Origin of the sequence: Paramesorhizobium salinisoli (genome assembly GCF_003335045.1) — a bacterium.
Classification (GTDB): Bacteria; Pseudomonadota; Alphaproteobacteria; order Rhizobiales; family Rhizobiaceae; genus Paramesorhizobium; species Paramesorhizobium salinisoli.
The window spans coordinates 1-297 of sequence record NZ_QOZG01000140.1 but is presented as its reverse complement, the minus strand read 5'-3'; the positions used below and the strand labels follow the sequence as shown (position 1 = coordinate 297).

At 57.2% G+C, this 297-nt stretch carries 1 pseudogene; it reads right to left on the bottom strand.

The window, feature by feature from the left end:
- A pseudogene (locus tag DUT91_RS25280) lies at positions 1-128 on the bottom strand (IS3 family transposase); the annotation flags it as partial.
- Positions 129-297: the final 169 nt, after the last annotated feature.

Below are 297 nucleotides of genomic sequence, written 5' to 3'. Positions count from 1 at the left end.
GAACCCGCCTTGTCACTGACAGTGGTGCGGACCGGCTTGCCACGAATGATGCCCTGAAGGCCCATTATACTCATGAGCCGGGCGACGGTGCATCGGGCGACATCGAAGCCCTCGCGCTTCAATTGCCTGTCAATCGGCGCGGAATGTTGACCCCTTATCGGCGTCCAATCTTGGCTCTGACGCAATCTCGGTGACATCAGGTCGCTCCGAGGATACGTGCCTCGAGCAAATCGAGTTTGCCACGCCCGTACATTTGGCGCTTGATGAGCTTAAGCTTGGTGATTTGTCCCTCTGTCT